The sequence below is a fragment of the Paenibacillus sp. FSL L8-0333 genome, assembly GCF_037965665.1.
GTDB classification, from domain to species: Bacteria; Bacillota; Bacilli; order Paenibacillales; family Paenibacillaceae; genus Paenibacillus_AQ; species Paenibacillus_AQ odorifer.
This window is the reverse complement of record NZ_CP150186.1, coordinates 1,030,897-1,053,662: the sequence shown is the minus strand read 5'-3', so window position 1 is coordinate 1,053,662 and position 22,766 is coordinate 1,030,897. Positions and strand designations below refer to the sequence as shown.

At 47.0% G+C, this 22,766-nt stretch carries 14 protein-coding genes; 4 read left to right on the top strand and 10 right to left on the bottom strand.

What is annotated here, in order from left to right; genetic code table 11:
* Nucleotides 1–18: 18 nt before the first annotated feature.
* The 7 genes from NYE72_RS04515 to NYE72_RS04485 form a co-directional block, all read right to left on the bottom strand.
* Nucleotides 19–3,015, bottom strand: a complete 2,997-nt coding sequence (locus NYE72_RS04515) for a glycosyltransferase (RefSeq protein WP_339211406.1) — start codon at nucleotides 3,013–3,015, stop codon at nucleotides 19–21.
* Nucleotides 3,012–4,274, bottom strand: coding sequence for a hypothetical protein (locus NYE72_RS04510; RefSeq protein ID WP_038568871.1), 1,263 nt, complete (start codon nucleotides 4,272–4,274; stop codon nucleotides 3,012–3,014). The genes NYE72_RS04515 and NYE72_RS04510 overlap by 4 nt, the downstream gene beginning before the upstream one ends.
* An 82-nt stretch (nucleotides 4,275–4,356) precedes the next feature.
* Nucleotides 4,357–4,998 carry a beta-mannanase gene (locus NYE72_RS04505; RefSeq protein WP_076099551.1) on the bottom strand — a complete coding sequence of 214 codons (642 nt, stop codon included), beginning with the start codon at nucleotides 4,996–4,998 and terminating at the stop codon, nucleotides 4,357–4,359.
* 24 nt (nucleotides 4,999–5,022) lie between these two features.
* The gene (locus NYE72_RS04500; protein WP_339211404.1) at nucleotides 5,023–6,297 is read right to left on the bottom strand and encodes a VWA domain-containing protein; all 1,275 of its coding nucleotides are present in this window, start codon (nucleotides 6,295–6,297) and stop codon (nucleotides 5,023–5,025) included.
* Between the two features lie 288 nt (nucleotides 6,298–6,585).
* Complete coding sequence (locus NYE72_RS04495) at nucleotides 6,586–8,988, bottom strand: transcription initiation factor TFIID (RefSeq protein WP_339211402.1); 2,403 nt, start codon at nucleotides 8,986–8,988, stop codon at nucleotides 6,586–6,588.
* 4 nt (nucleotides 8,989–8,992) lie between these two features.
* The gene (locus NYE72_RS04490) at nucleotides 8,993–12,382 is read right to left on the bottom strand and encodes a tubulin-like doman-containing protein (protein WP_076104209.1); all 3,390 of its coding nucleotides are present in this window, start codon (nucleotides 12,380–12,382) and stop codon (nucleotides 8,993–8,995) included.
* A gap of 88 nt (nucleotides 12,383–12,470) precedes the next feature.
* Nucleotides 12,471–14,288 carry a vWA domain-containing protein gene (locus NYE72_RS04485; RefSeq protein WP_076296143.1) on the bottom strand — a complete coding sequence of 606 codons (1,818 nt, stop codon included), beginning with the start codon at nucleotides 14,286–14,288 and terminating at the stop codon, nucleotides 12,471–12,473.
* 205 nt (nucleotides 14,289–14,493) lie between these two features.
* Here NYE72_RS04485 and NYE72_RS04480 point away from each other — a divergent pair, with 205 nt between their 5' ends.
* The 3 genes from NYE72_RS04480 (at nucleotide 14,494) to NYE72_RS04470 (ending at nucleotide 17,488) form a co-directional block, all read left to right on the top strand.
* Complete coding sequence (locus tag NYE72_RS04480; protein ID WP_155986556.1) at nucleotides 14,494–14,646, top strand: hypothetical protein; 153 nt, start codon at nucleotides 14,494–14,496, stop codon at nucleotides 14,644–14,646.
* Complete coding sequence (locus tag NYE72_RS04475) at nucleotides 14,639–15,565, top strand: hypothetical protein (RefSeq protein ID WP_038568869.1); 927 nt, start codon at nucleotides 14,639–14,641, stop codon at nucleotides 15,563–15,565. The genes NYE72_RS04480 and NYE72_RS04475 overlap by 8 nt, the downstream gene beginning before the upstream one ends.
* A gap of 150 nt (nucleotides 15,566–15,715) precedes the next feature.
* Nucleotides 15,716–17,488 carry a hypothetical protein gene (locus NYE72_RS04470; protein WP_339211400.1) on the top strand — a complete coding sequence of 591 codons (1,773 nt, stop codon included), beginning with the start codon at nucleotides 15,716–15,718 and terminating at the stop codon, nucleotides 17,486–17,488.
* Nucleotides 17,489–18,096: 608 nt separating this feature from the next.
* On the opposite strand, the gene NYE72_RS04465 is transcribed toward NYE72_RS04470, so the two are convergent.
* Both NYE72_RS04465 and NYE72_RS04460 read right to left on the bottom strand, forming a co-directional pair.
* Nucleotides 18,097–18,675: a pyridoxamine 5'-phosphate oxidase family protein gene (locus NYE72_RS04465; protein ID WP_038568865.1), complete on the bottom strand. Its 579-nt coding sequence runs from the start codon at nucleotides 18,673–18,675 to the stop codon at nucleotides 18,097–18,099.
* Nucleotides 18,676–20,160: 1,485 nt separating this feature from the next.
* Complete coding sequence (locus tag NYE72_RS04460; protein ID WP_256717856.1) at nucleotides 20,161–20,886, bottom strand: effector binding domain-containing protein; 726 nt, start codon at nucleotides 20,884–20,886, stop codon at nucleotides 20,161–20,163.
* Between the two features lie 152 nt (nucleotides 20,887–21,038).
* On the opposite strand from NYE72_RS04460, the gene wrbA reads away from it, so the two are divergent.
* Nucleotides 21,039–21,674 (top strand): NAD(P)H:quinone oxidoreductase type IV, encoded by a 636-nt coding sequence (wrbA, locus tag NYE72_RS04455; RefSeq protein ID WP_036680804.1) that lies wholly within the window; start codon nucleotides 21,039–21,041, stop codon nucleotides 21,672–21,674.
* A gap of 80 nt (nucleotides 21,675–21,754) precedes the next feature.
* On the opposite strand, the gene NYE72_RS04450 is transcribed toward wrbA, so the two are convergent.
* A complete protein-coding gene (locus NYE72_RS04450; protein ID WP_036680866.1) occupies nucleotides 21,755–22,747 on the bottom strand; it encodes a Gfo/Idh/MocA family oxidoreductase in 993 nt (330 codons plus the stop codon).
* Nucleotides 22,748–22,766 lie beyond the last annotated feature (19 nt).

Below are 22,766 nucleotides of genomic sequence, written 5' to 3'. Positions count from 1 at the left end.
TGCTGTTCAGAAAGCTTGTTATTCAGCTGTTCCTTCCGGATTTGCAGTTGGGGAGGGTTCAGCACTTGAATCAGAAGCTGGTGGAATATTAGGGTCGGGATCTACGATCAATGTAAATCTTCCGGCCTTGATCATACTTTTCTCTAGAATTGTCGCTCCAGGCTCCAATGTAACCTCAACCTGATAGGATGGTTGTTCACCTTCAGTCACAGCTGTTGCGGAAGGCAACCCAGTGCTGTCCTCAGTATCAGAGGAAGGCGTAGGAGACGGAGAAGCATCAGCTACTGCGTTAGGAGCATCTGCACCTTCTGCTGTTCCTCCAGTAGTGCCAGCGGCATCTGAATCGTCAGCGGCGTTTCCCTCATCCGTCCCATCCGTTGACGGCACTGGACAAGTGCCATTCGTAGCAGCGACCTTAAAGCTTTTATCTATCTCTGTAGACGAAGACATTAAACTAATCTCAGTCGGTTGAAACTGCACACAGTCATCTGCACTTGCGAAGGTGAACACCAATATGCTGCTCCCCTTATCTCCTTCGTCGCTCTGATCCTTCAAGTATACTGAAGCCGGAGGCAGCTCATTACCTGCACTCTGAACAGGGGTCGGCTCAGGGCTTGTCCCCGGCAGAGCCGTCTTCGTATCATCCGGACGCAGCATACTGAATACGATAATTGCAATAATCACCAGAATACCCGTAATGGAGCCGGAGATTAAGAGTCGAAATCGGCTGCGGCTGATCCAGCGCGCCAGCGGGGAAGCCAGTTGGGAGCGGGCTTCATTGTACACATTTTGCAGAGCAGGCCGAGCTGCCGCGACATAGTTCTTTCGGAATTCCCGATTCTTGAACGCTTCACGATCACTGCTTAGGAAATACTTCAGAATCGCCTTACGGTAACCCGGTTGCAGCTTTTTATTCGAAACCGTAAATAAAGGATTGCCTTGCGACCAAGCAAAAAACCGATAGATGATTTCTTTGTCGGAACCGGCTTTACGCTTTAACAGCTCCAGAAGCGCATCGTAATCCAGCGGACCCCCTTCACGCTGAGTTGTATAGTAAAAGGCTAGCGGAAGCCGTTCAAAGGGTTCCAGAACACGCGCCTCTTTTAGCAAACGACGACCCAGTAGCTGCACATCGTCTAGTTCCTGCGGAGACAATCCTGCAAAAATCTCCTCATTCGGCTTCTCTTCACCAAACCAGCGGTAAGCTGCACGCAGCGCATTCTCTTTCTGCTTGCTAATCCTATCCAGTGGCGGCTGCCAATCGACAACATTACCATAACGTAAAAAAACTACCTCCAGAAGCTCCTCCTGCGTCATATCGGAAAGCGATAAGCGATTCAGTAAGAATCTATCTGCTGAAGCAGCAAGATCCTGCATTAGGGAGAGTGCCTTAGGAGCAACTCCTGTTCCTTTGCGGCGATCTTTTTCTGCCTTATCTACAATTTCATGAATTTCCGCTACAGAAGCCACCGGATCATGTTCCAGCTGGAGCTTTTCAAGCAAATAATCCTTCACAGCATTTTGAGCAAAAGACTGCTCTAACGCCACTGGCAGGAACCGCCCCCAATGGAGTACAAAGCTCAGTATATCCGCAGATCTGGACGCCGCAGCTAGTCTTGATTCCATATAAGGCTCAAGTAGCTGCTTACGGAAATATGTTTCAGACATCACGCGCTGGAAGTAGGCTGCACTTAACTCATCATTACTCTCAATGATCCCGTAAGCGGCACTCAAGATATCCTTGCGGCCCGCTTCCACACTATGAAGCATCCCATTGATGAAATAATCCACGATTCTGACCCTGTAATTGTGATCCTTAAGTACAAAATACTCCTTAAAGCATTCCATAATCGCCGGATCTGGCACATTCCTTTGCCGAATCAGATCAAATTCCCGGTCGAACCGTTCTAAGAAAATATCGTTCAAGCGGATTCTAGAATGAATTGCACCGTCTGGTTTAAGGTAAGAGAGCAAACCACTTAGCACCGCACTCTTATTCTCCGTATATAAATGCTCGTTCCCTTGCTCAATCTCATAAAATATAGCCAGCTCATTATAGAAAGCAAGGGATAGCTTATGCTCAGGACTCTCTCCACGCAGAATCTGATCAGCGAAGCTTACAAAGTCGTTAATATCTCCTGGATTCAGCAGTAACAGCTTCCACACCAAATCAGCATAAGGCTGGCGGGACTCACCAAAATCGACATTCCCCATCCGTCCGGAAGCCAAATCGAAGGTATAATCCTTCTCAATACTACGATCACCGGGACGCAGCGAACCTTTTTCCACAAAGCTAAGATGTATATATTTACGGCTTTGCGGTTCATTCGCATACGTAATCACGCCTAATCTACGGCGGAATTCATACGGCAGCACGCTATACAGAATTTCTGTAAGCTCCACCGCCCGCGCGGACAACTCGGTGATAGGTACGTTTAGAGCCACGTAGATTTTTTTCTTACCTGCTACAGAGAGCATCACAGCTTGCAATAACGCCTTGAATATCCCTTCATCAATCCCTAACAAGCGTAAGCCTGCGATTGGATCCGGGCTGCGGTCTGTGCGAACAACTGGAATAGAGGGCAGCTCCGGCAAGGTTCCACCAAGCTCTCCAGTATAACGCTCTGCAAAATCAGCATGCAGCCAGTCTCCATAGCTCTGCACAATTTCTTCGGAACGTGAAGCAGGAACTACATAGTTATGTGCAAAAAAGGCGCTTCGTTGGCCTGTGAAATCGGCCGCTTGATAACGACTAAGCCCAATAACTGTATCCCCGTTCTCGGCATGAAATAGGTGCAGCGCTCCAGGATATGCAGCCTCATCCTTCTCCCCACGTGCGGTTAACTCCGCAGGAGCATCGTAGAGGCAGAAGGGATGAAGGATTTTTTTCACAAAATTATTGTCTAGACTATCTGATTTCGCTACCGTATCGAAGCCTTCTGTGGAACGAAACACTCCGCGACGTTCGCGGGTATACATCTGTTGGGCGATTGTTGACCCTGAGAAACCATTCACGGGCCGTCGCTCCCCTCAATATACTTCAGCTTATGCAGCAGCCAAATAAATGGCTCGTCTACACGAATCGGGCTTACTACACCCTCAATCTTTTGATTCACAGGATTGCTGCCCAACGCAGATACTGCAAAATAACCCGTATTCGCGAAATAAACATCCATCGTATCTTTAAAGGGTCTGTCCACCTTACCAATAAATCTGCGAATTTCCCCGTCGATGTTATGGAACTCGTCCATGTTTAATGTTTTGCGATGAACATAGTTATTGAACACATTGCTGTTGGACTTGATATAATCGCCATCCTCATCCTTCAGCGAATGCAGCATATCACTTTTTGCAAGTACAACCGCTGTTGGAATGTCTGTCTTACTCTTTTCCTGATAGGCAATAAAATCACCAAACATCGTCAGCACCACATCGCGCGGCTCGTCATATTGTGAGACCCATTCTCCGGGACGGTCACCGATGTTAATATGAATCTTTTCACGGATAGAACGGATTTGCAGCGGATCGACCATAAACAGAATACCCGCAGAGTTCTTGATATGCTGACCATGAAGTCCAAGATAATCCTGATCCACCATACCCTCACCTGCTACATCAAAGAATACAAGTGTCAGTGGCGGTTTATTTTCATCCTTAAAGACAAATTGAAAGATAAAAGGCTCCTGCATTTTTTCCTTCTGTGTAGAAGCCAGCAGATCCCCGCGCTCAAAAAGCGGTTCTTCATACAATGTACGGAACTTACGGCTAATCTCTGCATTAAGCGGCATACAAGCGGCATCAAAATGACCTGCTGTAGTATGCTGCAACGTGTGGATCAACGAGGTCATATACACCGATTTCCCGACTTGGGATGCCCCGATAATCGATATGATGTTACTTGGCACCTTCCCGGCAGTCACCGGCAGCTCATTATGGCAGGCCGGGCAAAGCCGTCTGCGCGTAAGCACACCGTAACGATCCGTAAGCCCAGTTAACACATGATCCGTGTAATGATGATATTCTTCCGGAATATCCGCCGGGTTGATAATCGCTTCTATGTCATCTACCGTATCGAGCCCGAAGCGCTCACGGTATTTGTTCAAGGCGTCATCCTCACCCAATGCGTAATTTTCATCGTCCTCCCGGCTGTGCATAGCCCGAAAGACGACATCCTCCGGAGAGAATTTGGTGAAGCAATACGGACACACTATATCGTAAAAAAGCGGCCGCGGCTCCGGCTGATTCTTTTTCATAAAACGGCTAAAAAAAGACATCTACTCATCCTCCCAAAAGTTGTATCTACGTACTTGCTATGAACGCACTGCTCATTACCCGCTTGTACACGTAGACCGAGTCTCACTCCGGTACCAATTCGTAATAAAGCCCATATTTCTTGCCATCGGTGAAAAAGATGCGTACAAAATCATCCTTACCGATTTCAATCGGCGGAAGTACATTGCGTCCAGGAGCGAAATCCTGGACGAAGGGAAAGAGAATACCATCCTCTTTCCCTGCCGGATGCCCTCCACGTTTCTTGACATAACAGAGGACATCCCGTGCCACGGGCACTTCTGCCGTAATCGCCATATGTACGGTCTTTTGTTTTCCGAATAAGGCTTTTTTTTGTTGAATGGAATAATAGATCCGGGCTTTGCCTGCACTGACCATCACCCGGTTCACACCATCATTTTGCCTCACCAGGGCAGTCTCACCGTTCTCAGCAAGACGAGCAAATATCGTATAGGATATCAATCCGATCTCATCCAATCGATCACGATAACCATTGTTAGATTTGTATTCCTCACGAGTGTAGAGCTTCATACCGATCGGCGGATCATCTCCGGTTCCCATGTCAGCCGCTTCTGCGGAGGTTTTGTGGATGTACACCGCCTGCACGCCGTCCGGCCAGCGCCATCTCAGCGTACAGAATCGGTCATCCACTTGGGATGTCACATCCGTTATTCCCGGAGCGGAAGCATTAACCTCGGCGTACCTCATTACTGTAAACCCCTTTCCGCTACACTAGAATCCTTTGCTGTTCCGGCTTCTGCGCCGACCCGGAAAGTTATCCGATGCTGGTGCAGGCGCTGCGTTATTGTTTCTTCTATTTCGATAAATACGTCCTTCACCTACCGGAATGACGCCTGTAAATAATGCAATAATAGCAGCTAATATAAGAACAGCCAGAAGACGAATAAGACTATCTGTAAAGGAGTCACCGCTAAGTCCAAATTCCAGAATCAGTCCTGCGAACAAGCCTGATATTACGCCGCCAATCCCAAAGCTTTTAGCCAAATGACGGTTATCAAACATAATCCCCAGACCTAATCCAAGCGCAGCCCCCATCAACATCAATGATAATATACGAACCGCAGCATAATAAGGACTGTCTGCCGTTGAATCACTGCGCTCAGTTAGCAGCGTCCGATCTCCCAGACGGTCATAGATCTGCTGGAACACATCGCCCAGAAGGGCTGAATCCTTGACATCATAATAGTGTCCGCCTGTCACTCTCGCAATATCCTGCAACAGCTGATTGCCTGCTGGATCATTCAAGCCCAGACCAATGGTATTCACGGCAATACCGCGCTCTACATAAGCCTGCAACTCTCTTGTGGTATCGAAATTACTCACTCCGTCAGACAACAAGATGACCATAGCTCCTTGGTCTTTTTTGCCGTCACTATCAATTTCCTTGAGTGCCTCCGAGACCGCACCGCTAATATTCGTGCCGCCTTCGGTTGGCTGCAGATTATCGATTGCAGTCAGCACCTTCTCACGATTCTCCGAATTTGAAAGTGGCGTTAAAGGCTGGACAACTACAGCTTCGTTGTTAAAGGTCACCACGGCCACCTTATTGTCAGTGTCCATTTTTGTAATTAACGCTTTTGCTGCTGAATACCGGCTATTATCGGGATCACTCTGCGTCATACTGCCTGAGTCATCGATAGCCATCACCACATTCTTAACCGGTCTGGCACCGCCAAAATTCAGTTCATAAACGAACTCCGTTAAGGCTCCAACTCCAAGTGCAAGGACAATCATCAGAGGCAGCAGTTTCCACGATAACCCCAGGTAGCGTTGTTTCCATGAAGCTCCGTTCAGTCGTGGCGAGATCATCTCTGCAAGCAGGCAGCCTACACCGACACCCAGCGCCACAATGGCAAAATAAATACCCACAAGCAGGATGGAAGGCAGATCGTTATACCAGCTTAGCAGCCATTCGCCAAAAAGAAAGGCGACCCCGCCGCCGATCAGACTGAAGAAGAGCAGCAGCAGATTGATTTTTCTCTGCATCGTTATACTTCCTTTCCGGGAAAACCTGAATTGTACTATTATCCTTTAAACATTCCGGGGGTTATGCTGCCTGATAAACGGGCTACCCGGATGTGTTATCATCCCCCAGATTGCACTTTGTGCAATAGAATGGAGTAGGAGGAACAACTATTTCTATTCTATTGCACAGTGTGCATTGGAAATAAGGAGAAATGTCCCTATCCCAGAAATCTACTTAAATCTACTGTATCAAATACTGCACAAAGGCAATAAAGGGACTCAAAGTGAGGGTACCCATCTATTACGCCATCAGCGCATCTCAGGAAGCTGATCTTCACTCAGCCCATGGAGCTGATAGCCATTCTGAGCATAAGTCTCATAATAGACCTTACCGTTGCGATAATAGAGCAGGTCTTCTAAATGAAAGCCGCCCATCAGGTTGAGCTTCTCCACTCCGCTCCTCCGCTGCTCATGCACGAATCCTAACCGGTAAATCCGAGTTGTCTCATCCACTCCAAATGCGTAGCGTAGGAATTCTGATGAACTGTCTCCGAAGAAATATTTCTCCTCATGACGATGCTCTTGCGTATATTCGAATAGCCGAACATTAATGGCCGCGCCTTCTTCCAAATTATGATACAAGCGCTTGAACAGCTCTTCCCTCGATAGAACCTGACGATTCTCATAGGCTGCCGCAACATTTGCACGCCGCAGAAGCTCTTCCTCAAAAGATAAATTGAAAGGTTCTGCTGTCAGCAGCTCCCGGCGGCAAATATCAATCAAACGCTCAATCACAGCTTCTTTCCCTTGTTCTAAGAGCTTGGAGATACTGCCCATGTACTTCTCACTGAAGAATATTCCAGGTCCACGCCGGGTTTCGATATCCTTCATCACTTCTTCTGTGACTACGCGGTAGTATTCCATTACGTTCTGGCCCGTTGTTTCGTTTGTTCGCCCAATGCTGTCCATAACAGTAATACGCAATTCTTCCTCCAAAGTCTCCATAGCTTTCACACGAGCCATACTTTCCATATGAAGCTGCTCAAGTGCAGATTCCAAACGACTGCATAGGGCAAGCTCACTTTCTAGGCCCAATAGTTCATATTTTTTGCCATATACGGCTGAGAATAAGTAATGAATGAAGTTACGTACTGTTCTTTTGTCAAAAAGCAGCACACGCTGGAACGGCTGGCGCTCCACGCTTTCTGCATAAAGATCCTCAAGCTCCTCCTGCATGGAGAGAATCGCGGAACGCAAGCCTGCCATATGCTGACGTAAAAGATGGAGCACACTTCCGGCTTCATCACGATCTGCCGTCCACTCCGCAAGCTGATAAAAGCTTACCGCAGGCGTAGATGTTTCCTGTGCCGCCAGCATAGTGCGCCATTGGCGTAATGGATTCATTCCCTCTACTCTCCGGTTTGACTCTGCCACAAAGTTATTGCGGAAATAAGCTTCGCCCCCTTCACCGAACAACTGCCGTTCAGCTTCACGAAGTGACAGCTGCTTCAGTTCATTATAGGAAGGACGTCCGTGACTCATTAAACCCGTCATTTCATTCAGGCCGTCTTTCTCCGGAAGTAGCTGTACCGCGTGTTCCCGCAAGCTGTCAGGGTCCAGCCCTAACAACGCCTGCCGTTCACGTATAGTCCACGAACTGCCCTCACTCATATCGGAGACAAGCCGCCGGAACGCATGATACAGCACTGCCAAAGCAATTTGAACATTAGGTCTTCTTACCCCGGAAAAGCCAGCAGAGGCGTAGCCTTGTCTTCCAGTGCTGCCTCTGATGCCGCTTTTGAAGGTCATATTGTTATATCCGCCATGACCAGTAGCCTGATCAGAAGCCGGGCGGACCCGATTTTTGAGCAGACTAATATGAGAAATAATCTCGTAGTTGTCATCCATACCGTGTGCAGACATCATACCGCGCTCATTCTTATCGGAGAGCAGATACACAAGGTCAAATAATGCGGAAGGACCATGGCCAACTGGAATCGACAGACCGTCTTCCGTCACAAGTAACGGCGCATTAAACTTATAGTCCGTAGCCTGCATTCTGTCCAATTCACGCAGAAAAGCCAGCCCTACTGAGCTGGAATATCCAAAATTATCCCCTTGCTCCCGCTCATTGATCAGAGCGTAGAGATCTGTCTGTACGGACTTGAAGGACTGGCCGAGTACAGCACGAGCCAGCAGTGTAATTTCCGGCAGCAATACATTAGGCGGATCATCAACCCGCGTAATGATAGAGAGATGGATGACGTCAAAAGATGAATATAGACGTCCATAATCCGCTATACTGTTGCTCAGCCGCCGGATAACTTTATTCATTTCAGCAAGATAACGTGTATCCTCATGAAACTTGCGGTAAAGTTCATGACGCACAGTGCGTGGATCTGACCCTGCCGTTTCCGGCAAAGCCATGGCCAGCACCCGGTCTTTTCCTCCCGCATCAGATCTACTTTTGCTTCCGTCTGTTCCCTCTTTTTCCGCACCTGACACAGCATGTAATGCCATAACCCCGCCGGCGTTATCCCATTTTCGTTCGCAGCTATCCAGCACCGGACCGATGGCCGGAGCAACCTTGTCGCCTACGAACAGAAACAGGGCAGGGTAATGGATGCTGCTGCGTCCATCCCCTTTGCTGCGCTGTGCCTCTTCCTGTACCGCATATTGTTCACCATAAGATAATGCCTGTGTTTTGATCATAGGCCTATTTCAACTTTCTGCGGATACTGCCGAGCTTGCTAGTCATGCTCTTGTAGAATCCGTACATCTCATCGCCGCTCTCATACTCTACCCGTTCGTACTCCAAGCTGTCGCGTGCTTCCAGGAATGATACATACAGTCCTTCCAGCTTATAGAGCAGCGGGGTAACGTCTTCAGCGGCAGTCATTTCACCTGCACGACGTGCTGCCTTACGCAGCAGTACGCTGCGGCTCTTCTCATCCAGCTCCCGGAAGTGCCGATACACGGCATACTCTACGTAGCTGCGCTCTTTCATCAAATTAGCAAACGGCTCCCAAGCGTCCTCTTCTTCATCACGGTCATAAACGTAGAGTGCGCCTTTTTTGATAATGCTGTCCGTATACAAAGCTTCAATGAACTGATCCATCCACTTATCTTCGTCCAGATATTGATGAAGCACACCTTCAAGCTCAGCGGCTTTGGCAGTCAGTTCAGCATATTTGGCCAACTCCACACGAACACGTGAAATCAGCTGCGGTGAACGAATGAGATTCTCCTGCGCCATGTCCTTGTTGATGCTGCCAAAGATATCTTTAATGCCTTCGCGCTCCAAGCCCTTCTCACGCAGACTCTTCAGCTCATCAACCGCCTTCTTCACTTCACCGAGATTCGGGCGTGTGGATTGCAGTTGCATATCGAAACCACTCAAAATGGCGTCCAGATCAAAAGGTTTGGTGAACACAACAGAATATCTGTTACTTGTGTTCTCATCTACACCTTTTTCAATAATGACTCCACTTGCCAGCGCTTTTGCAAAGTCTGCACGCACTCTAGCGTTATAATCACGTACACGAGAATTGACGTAAGTGTCGCCCCATGATTTTTCCGGAATCGGAGAAGGCAGATACGTCCAGTTGTTCTTATCCGTCATCACGAGATGGCGGCCAATCCCTTCCTTGTCGAGAATGGTCCGCTCATAGTTCTCTTCAAACACCCGCAGCGGCGTGTATACGAAAAGTGGCACACCGTTACGTGTGTTAAGCCAGAAAATACGGTTTTTCACTTGACTTTCCTTGATCGTAAATTGCGATTTGCCAAGCGCATTATTCTGATAATTACGAATCCCTTTTAGGATACCCGGCGCTTTAACAGGCACGGAAACGAAACCCCATGATGGGAAATGTAAGCTGCCCGAGCTATTGCTAAGGTGGAAGGTAGGCACAGCCTCTTCGTCCAATTTACCGGCAATAATCCGCTCAACGAATTTATCCAGCGGCTCTTCATGGCCGAATTTCATCACAAGGAAATCCTCCATCGAACGGGTAATCAGATCCCCAAACTTATCGCTAAGGAATTCCGAAATCGAGCGGACGATATCAATCTCCTGCTCTTTGACCCAACGTCCGGAATGCTTCAGCATTTCACGGGTGAAGTCGCGAATCAGGTCGTCGCCGTCCTTCTGATCCATGATCTTGGAGATGGTCGCCGAAATATCCGGCACGTTCACAATGTTCCAATAATAAGTTTTGTTTCCTTTATAGTCTGCCTGCTCTTCGCCATTGATAAGGATGTCCCCGTTTTTGGCAAAAATCGAGCTAAGCGCACTAAGAATCTCTGTAAACACACCGTAAATCCGGCTGTTCTCATCGTTTAAGAGCTCATATAAGTCCTCGTAAAATTGAATCATTTGCTCAGTGCGTTCTACATCGGCGTGCAGCCAATATTCATTGATTTTAGCCTCAATATAGGCATTTTTCTTCTTCTCTTTGGAGACAAAAGCACTGCGGGCATCGCTCAGCTTCTCATCCGCACTGTCCTGAGCCGTCTCAATATCACGTGGCAAACGCAACAAGCTTTCACGTAAAGCCTCAATATAAGACTGAATCAGCTTCAAAATACAGAAGCCCTTCTCGGTATACAGCAGGCGGGAAACGTAGAATGGCCCTTGCTCTGGGTGCAGGAAGATGCGCTCCAGCTCTTCACTGAAACGTCCCACAATTTCGCCAGGCAACTGCTTTTTCGATTTGATATATTCTTCACGGGCACGAGCCAGGAAGTTCTGCTCCAGCTCTGTATCCATGCTTACCACTTGATTCTTAACAACATTGGCATGGCTCAAGCGTTCGCTGTTCTCGTAGCCTGGCAACGGCTCAGGCACACGGGATTCAAACGTCTTGATCATACTGTCGAGATCAATCCCCAGCTTACGTGCGAATTTCTCTACATCCTCTTGACCAGGGGCCTGCTGGAACATTTTTTCCATTTTATCAAACAAGCGGAAAGCCAGGTAAGTCGTCATTTCCTCAATCGGAAGCACAGCAGACGAGGCACCGATAATGTTGTATTCATAGTTAGCTGGGTAGGTCTTGTTCATCTGCGCAATGTTGGTGCGGATATTACTGATATAGTCATGGATGGCGAATTCTTCACCAGACTGTTTTTCTTCACTCGCCATAAAGTTCGTGATGTTCTCCGCCGTTACGTTCATACAGTAATCGTACGCATTCTCCAGCAGCTTACCCTCGGTATTCGTTGCAGAGATTAAATGACATAGATTAAATGGAGGCAGCGGTGAATTTACCGTCAAAATATTACCGTATTGCTGCTGGAATCGCTCACCACGACTGTCCACATTCATCCAGTAATCCAGCTCTTTTAGCGCTGCATAACCGTTCTTGCGAATATATTCACGCGTGTGCTCACTTAGACTTTTATTAGACAGGTTCACGTCAGGTGTAAAGAGATAACCCAGTGTGTTCACACGGTCAATACCGGCTGATCCGTAGTCACGTTCAATAATACCGCGTACGATATAGGCAATATCCAAGAAAGCCCCACTGCCTGTACCGCCCGACAGACCTGTCAGCAGAAAGACCATCAGCTTTTTGTTAGTGCCTACGGATAACGTCTTGATCTTCTTATCAATCGCGCCTACAACCTGATTAATCTTGGTGAACAAAAGCAGACGTCCAGCCTGCCGCACGCCAGCGGCACCATTCATACCATCTGTAATACTTAACTCAGGTGACAGCCAATCTGTAATATAAGAATCGAGAATACTACGGTTCTGTAGCAGTCCGCCGATTTCAGCATTCGCCAGGAGTACAAATTCATTTTGCGGGTCCAGCCCAATGCCTTTGTATTTTTTTCCGCGATCCTGTTCATTCGTCTCAAAAGCTAGAAATTCCACATTATCCGGCTTGTCCCGTTTCTTCTTGGATATTGGATCCTCCGGCAGCTTAAAGCGGCGGTTAATCTGATATTTAAGACGCAGCAGGGCATCAATGCCCGTGCCGCCTAGTCCAATGATCAGGATCGGATTATCAATCGTATCCACCCTGATTTTATCGCTGACAATCCCGCCGCCTAGTGATACATCCAACTGCTGTATATGCTCTCTTACTACTGGTTTCATATGCTTATCCTCCTAAAAGTTTTGCGGAAGCTGTACTTCAGATATCTTGCAGCAAAACTGTTTCTGCGGCATACATTGCCATTGCCTACTATACTAAATATTCCAGATAAATCGTCTTATCTACCGTCTGTAGAGATACTGAAACGCGGTCCCCACTCTTCAGTTCAAGACCACGCGAAGCATCCGCAGCACGTCCGGATCTCTCCACAGTAACACCTTCTCCGCTGCGTAACAGCAATCGGTCATTCTTAGCCGGTGTGAAAATAACACTTTCGCTCTCCTTCAGTTCAGGCGCCAATTGCAGCAGCTGATGAAGGGTGAACTTGCCCTTGAAGCCTGCAAGCTTCTTATATTGTGGGTAGGTCTTCTCACCCGTATTGCTGTCTTTAACCTCTACTACCAGCTGTCCTACAAAACCACGTGCCGATTTCTTATTCAGCACATACCATGCTGCACCAGCTGCCAGCACTAAAAGAATGCCCCCTATAATGTAATACAGGGTTTTGGATGAAGCTTCCTTCAGGGGTTCTTCATTGCCAGTCCCTGTAGAAGGTGCTGTTGTTGCTGCTCCGCCTGTCTTCGCGCTGATTTGGACAGGTGCACTTTCCCGATAAAAGCTGCTTTCCTCTGCCCGTACCTTCAACTCGTAGTTATGGCTTTCTTTTACCTCAAATGTACCCTTGAAGACAGCTCCGGAGTTATCCAGTTCGATTTCTTGCACATCACCTGTATCGATATCTGTAGCAAGCAGTACCGCCTTCATATCTTGATACAAATTACTGAGTGTTACCTGAGTACCGTTGCTGAACAGATGCGAGGTGATGTCGATTTTATCACCCTTTTTATAGGTTGCTGATGGCAGCGCATCGATCTTAAGCTCCAAGTCATAGTTAAAGACTAGATTAATATCAATCTTATCCTTTGGCACACCTTTAACCTGAAGTTTCCAATCTCCTTCCTGCGGTGACAGTAGCTTAATCAAGCTATAAGTAGAAGACTTGGACAGCAGGACATTGTTTGAGGGGATCGCAACTTCTTTCCCTGACGGGTCCGTTAATTTCGCTGTCACAGGCTGTGAAGACATAATTGAGATATTGGCTTCCAAAACACTGCCGTTAGGCACGTTGACGGTCACATCCTGATAATCGCCATTTGCAGTAATCGACTGCACAGGCACTACCTTCAGCTTCAAATGGCTGGCAAAAATCTCACTCAGGATTTGCGGCAGATCATCTGCTGAGTCCGTCGAAAATGCTTTACCACCTGTCTCATTGGACAGGTCGGCGAGGCTTTGTTTATTCAGCTTGCCATCTGCATTAAGTCCAATGGTATAGATGGGATAGCCATTCTTTTTGGCAACCTCTACGGCCGCCTTCAGCTCTTTATCTGATTCACTTTGCGTCCGGCCTGTCGCTTTGTTGAAATCGTTATTGCCGTCAGCGAGCATTACAATGATAGGCTCATGGGAAGGGTCACTTCCATTCTGCAGAACCTTCACAGCTTCCTCTACGCCAATAGCGATATCGGTGTAAGCTCCTCGGTCCAAACCATCAATAAAATCCTTCAAATCCTGCTTATCGCTCTCCGAGCTAATTTGCAGCAGGGCCTTTTCCCGTTGCACCTTGTCGGTATAGGCAACAATACCTACTTTATCACCTTGGGTGGATAACATATCTATGAACATTTTCATCGCTTCGTTGGCGATTTTGTTCTTGTCACTAGTCTTCATGGAGTTGCTGACATCAATAAGAAGCACAGCGTCAATGTGAGATTGCGCCGACGTTGCCGCATAAGCCTTAACAGCTGCAAAAGGCGAGGCAGCTAGACAAAGAGCCAGGAGCAATGCCGGAAAGATACGTAGAAAGAGAGTCTTGGTTGTTCTAATACTTTGATATTTACGAAGCATAAATAGGGCTCCTCTTGTGTTATATTAGGCACATATGACAGGTTCAGCACTATCGCTAAAATCTGTAAATAGCATGCCATTATGATATAATTAAACCTTGTAAACTTCAACTTTAGGACCGCTGGACCCAGTGCATTGATGCATAGAAGATTATCATTCTAAAAGCCATCTGGACTGCAGAGCGTCCATGAGAAAGGATTGTTCCATGATTTCATACGTCATTCTTGGGATTACGTTCCTAATTGCCGTAATTCAGATTTCCATTTATGCCGCACATCAGCGCAAACCACTGACACGTGATGATATTAACGATCGACTGCTAGCCGCTTTGAACGGAGGCGATAAAGGCCGTGAATAAGAAAAGACCCGTTACCTTCCGGCCCTTTAAGGCCCCTCGTTACGCTTATGACAAGCTGCGCATCTGTCGCCACTGCGGACGGTATACCGCTCTTGGCGAAGACCGCTGTAGCAAATGTGGCAGAGCCTCACTTATTGCTGTAAAGCAGCACGCAGCATCACTAGCCAGACGGAAGATGCATACCCGCCTACTATTCATCTTACTGCTCACACTAGCCTCTGTCTATTTTGGAAATAGCATCCAACAAATGATATTGTGTGGTGCCGGGGGTCTTGTGCTTGCTGGACTATTGTACTATACGCAGCGAAAAGTAAGGCAGAACGAGAATCTTCGTTCTCTCAATGAGCTGCTTGGTCGTGGGATCGGCATCATCAAGGAAGGGCTGGAGGTCAACCGTCAGGAAGCTGTCTCCGTACTCCGTGAAGATGATGTTCTTGCCTATGAGAAGCTGCGCGAGCTCTCCATCCTGCTTCGCGGCGACCGGATCGCGCGGCAGCGAGTGGCTTTGCTGCATGGATTTTTACTCCGCAAGGATATGGATCTAGAACTGGAGCAGCTTCTTCTAAAAGACTTCGAACCACTGCTAGCCGAATATATCGGCGAGATCGCTAAAGTCCGTCCCGATCTCATTAAGGATCGCACACTACGCTATGTGAAGAACTATGAAGTGGAGATTCGCCAGATGGCTAACGGCTTAACCATCCTTACGAGCGTTGCGGGAGCGGCGGTAAGAATGAAGCGTTATGCCCTGCTCTACTCCAATATGATTGGCCGATACGTGCAAGATCTGCCCAAAGACCGTTTTATGCGGTTGTCCAAACTCATTGCTGCGAATCCCCATGAACCTTGGAACGGCTTGGACCTTAGGGTAGCTGACATTCGTGAAGCCAAATATCGCTGGGACCCGGAGGTCCAATAGACCTGAAAGCTAAGATGAGCCAATATAAAGCAAACATCATCCTTATTGATGATAACCAACCGTTTCTCACAGAAATATAAGGATGATGTATACTGTAAAACTTATACTTTCTTAGGCTTTCTTATATTTTGAAAAAAGAGGCTACTCTATATGACGTTCAAACAATTAATAACCCTGCGAAACTTTATGATCATTTTGTGTATATGCATGCTTGTGCTGCTTGGACAGAAGGTTTTTCTCATCGCAGATAAAATACAAATCACCAAAGAAGCCGACCGTCTCTACGCTGCTGGGGATCTGATTAATGCAGAGAATCAGTACCGCCAAGCAGCGGCCAACCATTCTATTCATTACCTGGAAGAAAGAGTCGCAAAGCGTCTGGATGAATTAGCTCCAATCACAGATATCCGCAAAGTTCTGAATGTTTTGGTAGCCTCTACTAAGGAGGAAGCAGCGACTAAGGATTTTGCCGGATTTATGAAGAGCTACCAAGCTCTGCTCAGTTTAAAAGCTACATATATGAAGCCAGACGGCCCCTATGAATCCTATTATCGCCAGTTATCGTCGGCCTCAGGCATTTCAGACCAGTTCACCTCTTATTTCCGTCAGTTTAAGGAGCAGTTCCTTGCCGAGCTTGCCCAGAACCAGAGCGGAGGGGTGAGTAATGAAGAGAACTTCAAATGGAATCTTTTGCAGATTCCTGATGCTTATTATGGAAGTGCAGCTTCCAAAGAGGATTTACTAGCCTCAAAGTTTAAAAGCCATGATACAGCTATATTAAAATCCTTAGCAGGAGCAGGAAACTTTACCGGCATGCTGGAAAGCACCCTGTCCCTGATGAGTGCTTATAGCCAGCATAATTACGAAGCTCCTTGGGTACTTCAACAAGCAGAAAGCAGCGGGAAGATCATCTTGAACAAAGATCTCGAAGGTGACAATATCACAGCTTTTGCTGGGCATGCTGTAGCTTATCGTAATTTTGCAGGATCGGCAGGTGTCACTTCATCCAAGGTGCTGACTTTGATCGATACTAGTAAGACTAAGCTACTAAAAAATGCCAAACGTCTGACTACTAAAGGTCAATATGCTGAGGCGATACAATTATACGGAGAGCTTGCTCCGCTAGAGGATACTTCGACAAACATTGCCGCTGCTAGGCTGGCCTGGAATATCGCTGAGCCTGTTCGCCTCCTTCCTGGCGGTGAAGAGCAAAACAAATACGACAACGTCATCTCCCGCAAAGGACTATCGGGCACAAAAGTGATCGTCGCCGGGACGGATAACAGTGGCGTGCTCTATTATGCTGCGATGAATAACGACGACAATGTGGTCACATTAACCGGAAACAGCTTGCCACGCTTCGAGAGTCTGCGCAGTCTTACTTTTAATGAACAGTTGGCAACCTCTTCAGGTGTACCTGTGGTTTTAGCCCAATCTGAGGTTGAAGGTGGACGCACCCTTTTCACAGCATATGAGATGAAATCAAATGGTATTTCGCAGTTATTTTCAATAGCTGGCGATGGTTATGAACTCCAGTCCGATGACTCTATTCTCGTGCCTAATGCGGATCTTGGAGACGGTGTTGACGGGCAAACGGCACTTTACCGTAAAGTAGACGGCATCTATCAATTCGCGGAGATTGTTCAGGAGTATGCTGTAATCTCAGCTGCGGATCTGACCACTCATCCTTTGGAAAAGGTCTCTTTTCATTGTGAGATCGTCGTAGATAACTTCGGCAATAGTCTTGCTTACTCGGATGGGATTTATATTTTGCTTCAAGGAGAAGTGGGTTCCGTTACAGGTAACGCGTTAGTTAGTGGCCAATATCAGAATGGATATGAGCTTGTTGGAACAGACATAGGCGAGCAATATGTTCCTGTGTTTATAGTGGAATCCGTGGGTAGCATGAGCTTTGGGCGGTAGGGATTATGGAATGCAGGATACGGGATTACGGGATTTCGGGATTTCGGGATTACTTATTATGAATATGTGAAGTTAGTAGTGTGGTGGGTGAGATTCAATATAGTGACGGTGGCATAACCTATGTCGACAAGTGAACGACCATGATTAGTAGTGAGATAAGTTTAGCGGGTTGTGTGAACAACTCTGAGTGTAGGGTGTCACCTTCTGACGACTTAGGTGAACGACCCTGGGAGTAGTGAGAACCTTCTAGCGACTTGGATGAAGGACCTTGAGAGTTGCGGGAAACTTTAGCAACTTGGGTGAACGTCCTTGAGAGTCGCGATAAACTTCTAGCGACTTGGATGAACGACCCTGAGAGTTGCGGAAAACTACCTTGAGAGTCGCGGGAAGCTTCTAGTGACTTGGGTGAACGACCTTGAGAGTTGCGGGAAACTTTAGCAACTTGGGTGAACGTCCTTGAGAGTCGCGATAAACTTCTAGCTTCTTGGGTGAACGACCCTGAGAGTTGCGGGAAACTTTAGCAACTTGGGTGAACTACCTTGAAAGTCGCGGGAAGCTTCTAGCGTCTTGGGTGAATAATCCTATGGGTTGTATGTTCCTTCTATTGGTCATGAGTATGGGAGATCCTGTCTAGTCAGTTTTTGTCCAAGAGGTGTGGGTAGCCCGTCTATACTCTTAGTGTTCTTCTCTCCTCTATATTCTCTCAGACCTGCCTCGCCCTTTTGGATAGACCAACGCTGCAACGTATCTCGCTCACCCGCATAATTCATGAATGGAACCGAAAATCCGCAGGAAGTCTGCACTTTATGAACATCTATCAAAATGATCTGTCTGGCTCCAGGCAGAGATGTAAACATAGGGGACAGTGCTTCCCATTCTGCTGATTCAGGCAAAATCACAGCCCCTGTTCCATACAGTCTTAAAATGTTAGGCGTCCCCTCAAACGCACAAAACATAACCGTCACTCTTCCGTTTTCCAGCAGATGCGCGCTCGTCTCATTACCGCTGCCAGTCATGTCTAGATAGGCCACCTGATTAGGAGACAAAATCCGAAAACAATCATGCCCCTTCGGCGAAAGGTTAACATGCCCATCTTCTGAAAGCGGCGCCGACCCTACGAAAAAAAGGTGCTGCCGAAGAATAAACTCTTCATGTATTGGTAGTATAGCGGTAAATTGTTTTCCCATTTGGCATTCTCCATTTCTGTATATTGGTGTGCTGGCTAATCGGGCATCTCTACTCAACTCCATCAGATCCGCCGACTCAACGAACTACATGCACTACATGCACTACATGCACTACATGCACTACATGCACTACATGCACTACATGCACTACATCAGCTTCACCAATCACTTCAGCTCCATCAACCACATTAGCTTAACTAACTAGCTTTGCCAACTACACCATTTACTTCAGCTCTAACAACTTCGTTAGTTTCTACCACTAGAGTAGCTCTATCAACCACATTAGTTTAACTAACTTCACCAACTCCAGCTGTTACAAAGTTACACAAGCTCTATCAACTCGTTAGTTTCACCAACTAGATCAGTTCCATAAGCGCATTAACTCCATTAACAATACCCCAGTACCACTAGCTCCCCTACCAAACTAACTTTGACTAGGTCCGAGCGGCGTTTGCGGCTAATGTAAGGCACTTTTGCCTCTCTTTCTTGCTACTTTGGCTCGATGCGGCTAATGTAGAGCATTTTTGCTCTTATTTCTAACTAATTCGACGCTATGCAGCTGATGTAGAGCATTTTTACCGTACATCTCTGCTACCTACGCCTAACCCTGCGATTCTACGGGATTTCTACCGTTCATTCCTGCCATTTTGGCTCAACCCAGCAAATCTACGGGATATTTCCCGTTCATTCCCTCTACTTCTGCCCAATCCAGCAAATCTACGGGATTTATACCGTTCATTCCTGCCACTTTATCTCAATCCAGCTATTCTGCGGGATATTTCCCGTTCATTCCCTCCACTTCTGCCCAATCCAGCAAATCTACGGGATTTTTACTGTTCATTCCTGCCACTTTATCTCAATCCAGCTATTCTGCGGGATATTTCCCGTTCATTCCCTCCACTTCTGCCCAATCCAGCAAATCTACGGGATTTATACCGTTCATTCCTGCCACTTTGTCTCAATCCAGCTATTCTGCGGGATTTCTACCGTACATCCCCGCCACTTCTGCCCAATCCAGCAAATCTACGGGATTTTTACCGTACAATTTTCCGCAGACACATTAGTTAAGTATATATACTCTAGGGCTTCTCTTATGTCTCCCCCCGTCTGCCTAAATGCAAGCCTCAGCAAGGATTAACAACACATCCCCATATGAGATAAGAGTCGTTGTTCATTATTTTTTACTGATGTACATATTTTTTTAGATGTATATAATCTTTTCAAATGTATGTATTCTTTTAATTTGTTTATATTCTCTTCTACCGTCAAGTACCCCTTCATCGCGGTATCCGCTACGCCAACGGAAAAAGGGACTACCTCTCGGCAGCCCCCTTTCTCTCGAAAGTTGCTTGGTACTACTATCAGAAGCAACTCCCTTAAACCCCTTTTTCCCTCTAAAATACTTCCCTTTAAACAATTTCCTATAAAATAAAACTTTTCAAGCACTTAACCCACTAAGCACATAAAAACCATCTTTCCCCTAATCTATTCAATCGCAATATAAATCTCAACCTGCGTGTCAGCAGGATCAAAATTTCGCGAATCATAAATCTCAAAATCCCCCGTGTAAGTTCTTGCCTCCCTAGACTGCTTAAAGTACGCCCAAATCTCCCCCCACGCTTGCGCGACTACTTCAAATACCGGACCTTTTTTCGTCGTAAAAACCATGTATCTGCTCTCCGGTACAGCCGCATAGGTGAACTGGGTTTCCTCTAGTTGGCTTTCCTCCAGTCGGTTTTTCTCTAGTTGGTTTTCCACTAGTTGACTTTCCTCTAGTTGGTTTTTCTCTAGTTCGCTTTCCTCTAGCTCGTTTTCCTCTAGCTCGCTTTTCTCTAGCTCGTTTTCCTCTAGTTCGCTTTCCTCTAGCTCGCTTTTCTCTAGCTCGTTTTCCTCTAGTTCGCTTTCCTCTAGCTCGCTTTCCTCTAGCCCGTTTTCCTCTAGCTGGTTTCCCTCTAAATGTCTCTCCTCAGCTACTTCATGCCCGATCACAACGGTATACGCTCCGCTCGCATCACTCTCATAATCCGTATACAACGCATAGATATACTCAGAATTTACCGTAGCTACCTGCCCCGCAATATTACTCTGAAAATAAGTTTCCCACAGCTGCGGCAAACCACCATCAGGTCCCATTTCCACTTCATTAGTTGTGCGTATGCTAACCCCAGCCAAGGTCATTTTTGCTTTCTCTACAAAATAAGTATTCATCATTCTCCCTCATTTCCTGTGATTGAACTTAGTATACACAGGCAAAGTGGACACCTGTCTGTCCAGTTCGAATAGATTGATTTCAGTCTGGGTTATAAAGACACCATTAGGGTAATTAATAGTATGGAACTACACTCGAAGGGAATGACTACAGCATGTCAAAAATCAAATTAGCTGTCATCTACTACAGTGCCACAGGAACTAACTACCAGCTAGCACAATGGGCCGCGGAAAGCGCAGAAAAAGCAGGAGCTGAGGTAAAACTGCTGAAGGTGCAGGAACTGGTCCCCGAGGATAAAATCGCCGCAAATCCAGCCATGAAGGCCCTAGCTGAAGAAACAAAAGATATCCCAGTCGCCACACCCGACGATATAGTCGAAGCAGATGCGATTATTTTCAGTTCCCCAACCCGTTACGGTAACATTGCTTCCCAGATGAAGCAGTTCATTGATACAACCGGTGGCATTTGGGGCAAAGGACTAACAGTAAACAAAGTCGTCAGCGCCATGAGCTCAGCACAGAACCCGCATGGTGGACAAGAAGCTACGATTTTGGCACTCTACACGTCGATGTATCACTGGGGAGCAATTGTTGCAGCACCCGGTTATACTGATCCAGTCACATTCGGTGCGGGAGGCAACCCTTACGGAACAAGTGTCAGCGTAGATGGAGACGGTAAAATGATCGAAGATCAGGATCGGATCCGTGACGCTGTTTTTCATCAAGCGAAGCGTACCGTTGAAGTGGCCGGCTGGGTTCAGGCAGGCAAAAACGCCAATAATCAGAACTAGCGCAGCTTAGTTAATATAACAACACCCCTCGGAGCTACTTGTGCAGCACTACACCGAGGGGTGTTTAATTTATATTTTAATTACTCTCCAGGGTATTTAAGCCCCCACTGTGCACGCACTTGATCCAGCAGTTTCAGAATCGCTAACGATTCATCCAATGTCATCACCGGACTCTCTGTAAGCCCTGCCTGAAGACACCGTCCTACTTCCTCCGCTTCAAAACAATATCCAATAGAAGCACGGTCATCCACAAAGCTCTCTACCTTCTCATCTCCTATATAAAGCGCAGCCGATTTCGGGTTCACTAATGTACCCTCTACAATAATACGGCCTTCTGTGCCAAACACATGCGCTTCCTCCAACATGTTAAGACGAATACCACCGTTCAACGAAGCGGTTTTCCCGTTACCATATGACAACAGCATCGAGAAATGCTCGTCCACTCCAGTCTCACCTATGTGCACTGTGCTGGAAATAGACTCAGGATGAGGTCCAAACACCATGGAGGCAAAAGAAACCGGATAAATCCCCACATCCAGCAGCGCACCCCCGCCCAGCTTCGGATTCAGCAATCTGCCTTCCGGGTTCCAGTCGGTACGAAACCCTAGGTCTGCCTTCACCAAACGAACATCACCGATCTTGCCCTCAGCAATCCATTCTCTAACCTTTACAATCGCCGGGATGTAGCGACTCCACATTGCCTCCATCAGGAATAGCTTATGCGCTCTAGCATAGGCCACAACTTCTTCCAATTCACCGCTATTTACGGTAAAAGGTTTCTCACACAGGACAGCTTTGCCTGCACGCAGCGCCATTAAAGCATTTTCTTTGTGAAAAGGATGCGGAGTTCCAATATATACCGCGTCTACATTTGGGTCATTCAGCAATTCCTCATAGGTTGCATAGGCATGCGGAATCCCATGATTTTTAGCAAATTCATCGGCACTTTCCTGAGATCTTGACCCAACGGCATAAGCCACACCATTACTGGCATGCGCCAAATCAGTAACAAATTGATGAGCAATCCAGCCTGTGCTAATAATTCCCCATCTCACCTTGTAAGCGTTGTCCATTTTCATTTGCATGTTCCTC

What these genes read in the sequence shown, in the direction of transcription:
- NYE72_RS04510 (WP_038568871.1), bottom strand. Translation starts at nt 4,274, where the DNA reads ATGTCTTTTTTTAGCCGTTTTATGAAAAAGAATCAGCCGGAGCCGCGG.
- NYE72_RS04505 (WP_076099551.1), bottom strand. Translation starts at nt 4,998, where the DNA reads ATGAGGTACGCCGAGGTTAATGCTTCCGCTCCGGGAATAACGGATGTG.
- NYE72_RS04500 (WP_339211404.1), bottom strand. Translation starts at nt 6,297, where the DNA reads ATGCAGAGAAAAATCAATCTGCTGCTGCTCTTCTTCAGTCTGATCGGC.
- NYE72_RS04495 (WP_339211402.1), bottom strand. Translation starts at nt 8,988, where the DNA reads ATGATCAAAACACAGGCATTATCTTATGGTGAACAATATGCGGTACAG.
- NYE72_RS04490 (WP_076104209.1), bottom strand. Translation starts at nt 12,382, where the DNA reads ATGAAACCAGTAGTAAGAGAGCATATACAGCAGTTGGATGTATCACTA.
- NYE72_RS04485 (WP_076296143.1), bottom strand. Translation starts at nt 14,288, where the DNA reads ATGCTTCGTAAATATCAAAGTATTAGAACAACCAAGACTCTCTTTCTA.
- NYE72_RS04480 (WP_155986556.1), top strand. Translation starts at nt 14,494, where the DNA reads ATGATTTCATACGTCATTCTTGGGATTACGTTCCTAATTGCCGTAATT.
- NYE72_RS04470 (WP_339211400.1), top strand. Translation starts at nt 15,716, where the DNA reads ATGACGTTCAAACAATTAATAACCCTGCGAAACTTTATGATCATTTTG.
- NYE72_RS04465 (WP_038568865.1), bottom strand. Translation starts at nt 18,675, where the DNA reads ATGGGAAAACAATTTACCGCTATACTACCAATACATGAAGAGTTTATT.
- NYE72_RS04460 (WP_256717856.1), bottom strand. Translation starts at nt 20,886, where the DNA reads ATGATGAATACTTATTTTGTAGAGAAAGCAAAAATGACCTTGGCTGGG.
- wrbA (WP_036680804.1), top strand. Translation starts at nt 21,039, where the DNA reads ATGTCAAAAATCAAATTAGCTGTCATCTACTACAGTGCCACAGGAACT.
- NYE72_RS04450 (WP_036680866.1), bottom strand. Translation starts at nt 22,747, where the DNA reads ATGGACAACGCTTACAAGGTGAGATGGGGAATTATTAGCACAGGCTGG.